Here is a 6,237-nt window from a genome sequence, read left to right as displayed (position 1 = left end):
AAACGCTCGGCTGGGAAACCCCAGCCGAGCGTCTGGCTAAACTCCTCGCGGCCTAACCAACCGACCACGTGTTGCAACGATCGCTAGAAACCGCCTCCTGGACACCGGCCCTTCGCCGTGCACCGCGGGCTCAGCCGCGCAGCCGCTCCACGGCCGCCGCGACCCGCTCGTCCGTCGCCGTGAACGCGACCCGGACGAACCGCTCGCCGGCCGGCCCGTAGAAGTCGCCGGGCGCCACCAGGATGCCCAGCTCCGCGAGTTCGGCCACCGTCTCCCAGCACGGCCGGTCCTGGGTCGCCCACAGGTACAGGCTCGCCTCCGAGTGCTCGATCCGGAAGCCGTACGCCTCCAGCGCCGCCCGCAGCGCCGAGCGCCGGGCCGCGTACCGCCCGCGCTGCTCGGCCACGTGCGCGTCGTCCGCGAGCGCCGCGACCGTCGCCGCCTGGACCGGCGCCGGGACGATCATGCCGCCGTGCTTGCGCACCTCCAGCAGCTCCTTGACCACCACCGGGTCGCCCGCCACGAAGGAGGCGCGGTAGCCGGCCAGGTTGGAGCGCTTGGAGAGGGAGTGGACGGCCAGCAGGCCCTCGTGCCGCTTCGCGTCGTCGGCGCCGCCGCAGACCTCCGGGTGCAGGACCGAGACCGGGTCGGCCTCCCAGCCCAGCTCCAGGTAGCACTCGTCGCTGACCAGCAGCGCCCGGTGCTCCCGGGCCCACGCGACCGCGCGGCGCAGCTCGTCCTTGCCGAGCACCCGGCCGGTCGGGTTGGACGGCGAGTTGACCCAGAGCAGCCGCACCCGCGAGCCGTCCAGCTCGTCCACCGAGTCGTACTCGACCGGCTCGGCGCCGCAGAGCCGCGCGCCCACCTCGTACGTCGGGTAGGCGAGGCGCGGGTAGGCGACCTGGTCGCCGGGGCCGAGGCCGAGCTGGGTCGGCAGCCAGGCCACCAGCTCCTTCGACCCGACGGTCGGCAGGACGGCCTGCGGGCCGATCTCGGCACCGACCCGGCGGCGCAGCCAGCCGGCGATCGCCTCGCGCAGCTCCACCGGGCCCCAGACGGTCGGGTACCCGGGCGTGTCGGTGGCGGCGGCCAGTGCCTTCTGGATCACCTCGGGGACCGGGTCGACCGGGGTGCCCACCGAGAAGTCGCAGAGCCCGCCCGGGTGGGCGAGCGCCGTCCGCTTGTACGGCTCCAGCTTGTCCCAGGGGAAGACCGGCAGGAGGTCGGAAACGCGGCGCGCCGCCCCCGGGTGGCCCGGGAACGGCGCGTGCGTGCTGTCGTTGCTACTCACAGCTCAGTTGCCACCGATCGGTCAGTGGTCGGCGTTCTGCGGCGGCAGAGCGGCGATGAACGGGTGGTCGCGCTCGATCAGGCCGAGCTTCGAGGCACCACCGGGCGAACCGAGGTCGTCGAAGAACTCGACGTTCGCCTTGTAGTAGTCCTTCCACTCCTCGGGAGTGTCGTCCTCGTAGAAGATCGCCTCGACCGGGCAGACCGGCTCGCAAGCGCCACAGTCGACACACTCATCCGGGTGGATGTAGAGCGATCGCTCGCCCTCGTAGATGCAGTCAACCGGGCACTCTTCGATGCATGCCTTGTCCTTGACGTCGACACAAGGCTGCGCGATGACGTAGGTCACGCTGTCGTTCCTCCTCGGAAGGGCCTTGCTGGCCCATTCTGTTCTGCTCGCGTGCGCGGGTGAGCGCGGCGTCGTCGATGCCCGCCCCTAGTATCGCGGGTCGGAGACCGCAAATGCACAGGAGGTGCCCAGATGGCGGCTGGAGGACCGGTCGAGGACCGCCCTGAGGTCCGGATAGACCGCTCTGACGTGGGACGACGGGTCTCCGTCCGGCGTGTCGCGGAGTTCGTCGACGCACGCCCGGTCTTCCGCGATGTGATCGGGGTGCTCACATCCTGGGACGATCATGGGCTGACGGTCGTCCCCCGCAGCGGTGACCCGGTCTCCTTCGACGAAAACCTGCTGGTCGCGGGCAAGGTCGTGCCGCCGTTCCCGGCCCGGCGCGCCCCGCTGCCGGGCGTGTCGCCGGTGGAGCTGCAGCGGACCGCCGCGCGCGGCTGGCCCGCCGTCGAGCAGGAGCCGCTCGGCGCGTGGACGCTGCGCGCCTCGGCCGGCTTCACCCGGCGGGCCAACTCGGCGCAGGCGCTCGGCGATCCCGGGCTGCCGGTCGCCGACGCGCTCACCGCGGTGCGACGGTGGTACGCGGCGCGCGGGCTGCCGGCCTGGGTGGAGGTCAGCACGCCCGGCTCCCCGGAGACGCTGCGGGCCGAGCTGGACCGGCTGGGCGCGGCGTACTCGCCGACCCTGGTGCGGGTCGCCGCCCTGGCTCCGCTGGCCCGGCTCGGCACCGGCCACGACCGCGTCCGGCTGTCCCGGACGGCCGGCCCCGACTGGATGTCGCTCTACCGGCGGGTGACCGACGACCCGGCGGTGGAGCAGGCCGCGGGCCGGGTCCTCCACGGCGGGCCCTCGGTGTGGTTCGCCACCGTGCCGGGCGCGCCCGGCCGGCCGCCGCTGGCGATCGGACGCTGCGTCATCGACGGACCCTGGGCCTGCTTCGGCGCGATCGAGGTCGCCCCGTACGCCCGCCGGGCCGGCCTGGCCACCGCGGTGATGGCGGTGCTCGCCGCCCGGGCCGCGGAGGAGGGCGCCACCGGCGCGTACCTCCAGGTCGAGGCGGAGAACGACGGTGCGATCGCGCTCTATGACGGACTCGGCTTCACGACCAGTCACACTTACCACTACGCCCGTCTCCCCCAGGACTAGGGCGACCCGCCCAGCCGCCCCCGACCCGCCCGTTCCCACGAAAGCCGCCGCAGCCACCGTGACCGAACAGAGCCGAGCACGCTTCCGGACCGAGGCCCGGGCCGAGCACCCCGATCCGGTGCTGCTCTGCCTGCTCGCGGCCGCCGAGCACAGCCTCGCCCCGGACCCCGGCGACCCCCTGGAACCGCCCACCCTGGAGGCGCTGCTGGCCGCCTGCGAGGCCGCGCTGGAGCGGCACGCCGCCGCCGTCCGGCAGGCCGTCGCCGAGCGCGCGCCGGCCGGTCCGGAGGAGACCGCCGCGCTGCTGGCCGCCGTCCTGGGCGGGCGCGAGCGGTTCCACGGGCGGCAGTCCGACTACCGGCGGCTCGAGTCCTCGCTGCTGCCGGAGGTGCTGCGGCGGCGGCGCGGGCTGCCGATCCTGCTCTCGCTGGTGTGGATGGCCGTCGGCCGGCGGGCCGGGCTGACCGTGCACGGCGTCGCCCTGCCGGGCCACTTCATCGTCGCGGTCGGCGCGCCGGGCGGCGGCGAGGAGTACGTCCTCGCCGACCCGTTCCACGGCGGCCGGCTGCTCGACCAGGAGGACGCGGCCGCCCTGGTGCAGCGCGCCGGGCACGCCTTCAGCACCCAACTGCTGACGCCCGCGCAGCCCCTGGACATCGTGCACCGGGTACTCGGCAACATCAGGGTCTGGGCGGCCGACCGCCCCGAGCACGCCCGCACCCAGCTGTGGGCCACCGAACTCGCCCTCCTCCTCCCCCGCCACCCGGCCCAGCTGCGGCTGGAACGGGCGGAGCTGCTGGTCCGCACCGGCGACTTCCTCGGCGGCTCGGCGGAGATGGACGCGTACGCGGAGATCCTGGACGCCTTCGACCCGGACGCGGCCGCCCGGGTCCGCCAGGACGCCCGGGCGGCGCGGCACCGGTTGAACTGAGGCCCGCCGGGCGCTACTACAGCCAGCCCTTCTCGCGGGCGATCCGGACGGCCTCGGTGCGGTTGCGGGCCGCGGTCTTCTGGATCGCCATCGACAGGTAGTTGCGCACCGTCCCCTCCGAGAGGTGCAGCCGCTTGGCGATGTCCGCGTTCACCGCGCCGTCGGAGGCGGCCGCCAGCACCTCCCGCTCGCGCGCGGTCAGCGGGTTGGCCCCCTCGGCGAGCGCGGCGGCGGCCAGCGCCGGGTCGATCACCCGCTCGCCGCGCAGCACCCGGCGGATCGCCTCGGCCAGCTCGGACGCCGGGGCGTCCTTCACCAGGAAGGCGTCCGCGCCGGACTCCATCGCCCGCCGCAGGTATCCGGGCCGGCCGAAGGTGGTCGCGATGACCACCTTGGTCTGCGGCCGCTCCTCGCGCAGCTGCGCCGCCGCCTCGATGCCGGTCATCCCGGGCATCTCGATGTCCAGCACCGCCACCTGCACGTCGTGGGCGGCCGCCGCCGCGACCACCTCGTCGCCCCGCCCCACCTGCGCGACGACGTCGATGTCCCCCTCCAGCCCGAGCAGCGCGGCCAGCGCCTCCCGGACCATGCCCTGGTCCTCCGCCAGCAGCACGCGGACGGACGGGGCACCGTTCTGAATCTCACTCATGCCGACGACACTAGGGCGTCGAAGGGGGGCTTGAGCCTCCCGTGGGGGGAGACGCCAGGGTGGGGCACGTGGACGACGACGTGCGGTACTCGATCGGGGAGCTGTCCCGGCGCACCGGGCTCACGGTGAAGACCATCCGGTACTACGCCGACCAGGGCCTCGTGCCGCCGACCGACCGGACCGCGGCAGGGTACCGCCGCTTCGACGTCCACGCCCTGGCCCGGCTCGACCTGGTCCGGACGCTGCGCGAGCTGGGGCTCGACCTGGCGGCGGTCCGGCGGGTGCTGGACCGGGAGACCCCGCTGCGGGAGGTCGCCGCCGCGCACGCCGAGGCGCTGGACGTGCAGATCCGCACGCTCCGGCTGCGCCGGGCGGTGCTGCGGGCGGTCGCCGAACGCGGCTCGACACCGGAGGAGACCGCTCTCATGCACAAGCTCGCCAAGCTGTCCGACGCCGAACGGCGGCGTCTGGTGAACGACTTCGTCGACGAGGCCTTCGGCGGCCTGGACGCCAACCCGGAGTTCGTCGCGATGCTGCGCTCGGCCATGCCCGAGCTGCCCGACGAGCCGACCGCCGCGCAGGTCGAGGCCTGGGTGGAGCTGGGCGAGCTGGTGCGGGACCGGGACTTCCGCGCCTCGGTGCGCCGGATGGCCGAGTACCAGGCCGCCGAGCGGGCGGCGGGCGACCCCGGCGGACTGCACATCGCGCTCACCGAGGCCGTCGGCGCGGAGGTCGGCGCGGCACTCGCGGCGGGGGTCGCACCGCACTCCCCGGAGGCGTCCGCCGTGGTCGCGTCCCTCGCCCGGCAGTACGCCGAGACCTTCGGCCGGCCGGACGACGCGGAGCACCGCCGGTGGCTGCTGGAGCGGCTGGAGACCGCCGACGACCCGCGCGCGGAGCGGTACTGGCAGCTGCTGTCGGTGATCAACGGCTGGCCGGTGCCGGAGAGCACGGCCGCGGTGTTCGCGTGGTTCACCACCGCACTGCGGGCGGCGCCTGCGGTTGAATGACCGGATGATCAAGCCGATAGAACTCGTGATCTTCGACTGCGACGGCGTCCTGGTCGACAGCGAACGCATCGCCCTGCGCGTCCAGGTCGCCCTGGGGGCGGAGTTGGGCTGGCCGCTCACCGAGGAGGAGGTCGTCGCGCGCTTCATCGGGCGGTCCCAGGCGTCGATCGGCGCGCAGATCGCGGAGCGGCTCGGCGCGGAGACGGCGGCGGTGTGGTGGGAGCGCTTCGAGCGGCTCCACCGGGTGGAGGTGGACACCCGGCTGGAGGCCGTCGAGGGGCTGCCCGAGGCGCTGGCCGCGATCGACCTGCCGACGTGCGTCGCGTCCAGCGGATCGCACGAGAAGATGCGCCACACCCTCGGCCGGACCGGGCTCCACGAGCACTTCGCCGGACGGATCTTCAGCGCCACCGAGGTCGCCCACGGCAAGCCCGCGCCGGACCTCTTCCTGTACGCGGCCGAGCGGATGGGCGTCGACCCGGCCGCCTGCGTGGTGGTCGAGGACAGCCGCCCCGGCGTCCAGGCGGCCCGGGCTGCGGGGATGCGCGCCTTCGGCTACGCCGGCGGCCTGACCGCCGCCGGGCTGCTGGAGGGCCCGGGGACGGTCGTCTTCGACGACATGCGCGAGCTGCCGGAGCTCCTCGCCGCGGGCTGACGGCGTCGCCGGTCACCAGCTCGGCGAAGGGCCGCGGCGCTGGAGGGCATCCCCCTCGCCGTCGCCGGGCACCGGCGCGCCGAATCGGGCTGACGAGCCGCCCTCCCGCTTGCTAGTGTCCTGAGTCTGGAATTTCATTCATAAATATAGACTGGGTCTATGGTGCGGACTGGTCGGCCGAAGGCCGAGTTGGTGTTGTCGGACGAG

Annotated in this window: 7 protein-coding genes; 4 read left to right on the top strand and 3 right to left on the bottom strand. The window is 74.3% G+C overall.

Going from position 1 to position 6,237, the window contains the following annotated elements; genetic code table 11:
* Window positions 1-130: 130 nt before the first annotated feature.
* Both dapC and fdxA read right to left on the bottom strand, forming a co-directional pair.
* Entirely contained in the window at window positions 131-1,291 is a 1,161-nt protein-coding gene (dapC, locus tag ACFVHB_RS39635) for a succinyldiaminopimelate transaminase (protein WP_380332787.1), read from the bottom strand.
* 21 nt (window positions 1,292-1,312) lie between these two features.
* A complete protein-coding gene (gene fdxA, locus ACFVHB_RS39630; protein ID WP_030061559.1) occupies window positions 1,313-1,639 on the bottom strand; it encodes a ferredoxin in 327 nt (108 codons plus the stop codon).
* A gap of 264 nt (window positions 1,640-1,903) precedes the next feature.
* Here fdxA and ACFVHB_RS39625 point away from each other — a divergent pair, with 264 nt between their 5' ends.
* Both ACFVHB_RS39625 and ACFVHB_RS39620 read left to right on the top strand, forming a co-directional pair.
* A complete protein-coding gene (locus tag ACFVHB_RS39625; RefSeq protein WP_380332785.1) occupies window positions 1,904-2,785 on the top strand; it encodes a GNAT family N-acetyltransferase in 882 nt (293 codons plus the stop codon).
* 58 nt (window positions 2,786-2,843) lie between these two features.
* Window positions 2,844-3,716 (top strand): transglutaminase family protein, encoded by an 873-nt coding sequence (locus tag ACFVHB_RS39620; protein ID WP_380332783.1) that lies wholly within the window; start codon window positions 2,844-2,846, stop codon window positions 3,714-3,716.
* Window positions 3,717-3,732: 16 nt separating this feature from the next.
* Here the strand turns inward: ACFVHB_RS39620 and ACFVHB_RS39615 are convergent, their stop codons facing one another.
* Complete coding sequence (locus tag ACFVHB_RS39615; protein WP_380332781.1) at window positions 3,733-4,365, bottom strand: response regulator transcription factor; 633 nt, start codon at window positions 4,363-4,365, stop codon at window positions 3,733-3,735.
* 68 nt (window positions 4,366-4,433) lie between these two features.
* Here ACFVHB_RS39615 and ACFVHB_RS39610 point away from each other — a divergent pair, with 68 nt between their 5' ends.
* Complete coding sequence (locus ACFVHB_RS39610) at window positions 4,434-5,375, top strand: MerR family transcriptional regulator (protein ID WP_380332779.1); 942 nt, start codon at window positions 4,434-4,436, stop codon at window positions 5,373-5,375.
* 4 nt (window positions 5,376-5,379) lie between these two features.
* The gene (locus tag ACFVHB_RS39605) at window positions 5,380-6,030 is read left to right on the top strand and encodes an HAD family hydrolase (RefSeq protein WP_380332777.1); all 651 of its coding nucleotides are present in this window, start codon (window positions 5,380-5,382) and stop codon (window positions 6,028-6,030) included.
* Window positions 6,031-6,237: the final 207 nt, after the last annotated feature.

The sequence above is a fragment of the Kitasatospora sp. NPDC127111 genome (genome assembly GCF_042677465.1).
GTDB lineage: Bacteria > Actinomycetota > Actinomycetes > Streptomycetales > Streptomycetaceae > Kitasatospora.
Note: the sequence above shows the minus strand (reverse complement) of the source record. Positions and strands in the feature narration are given on the sequence as shown.

Coding starts and splice junctions, on each gene's coding strand:
- ACFVHB_RS39615 (WP_380332781.1), bottom strand. CDS start 4,365: ATGAGTGAGATTCAGAACGGTGCCCCGTCCGTCCGCGTGCTGCTGGCG.
- ACFVHB_RS39605 (WP_380332777.1), top strand. CDS start 5,380: ATGATCAAGCCGATAGAACTCGTGATCTTCGACTGCGACGGCGTCCTG.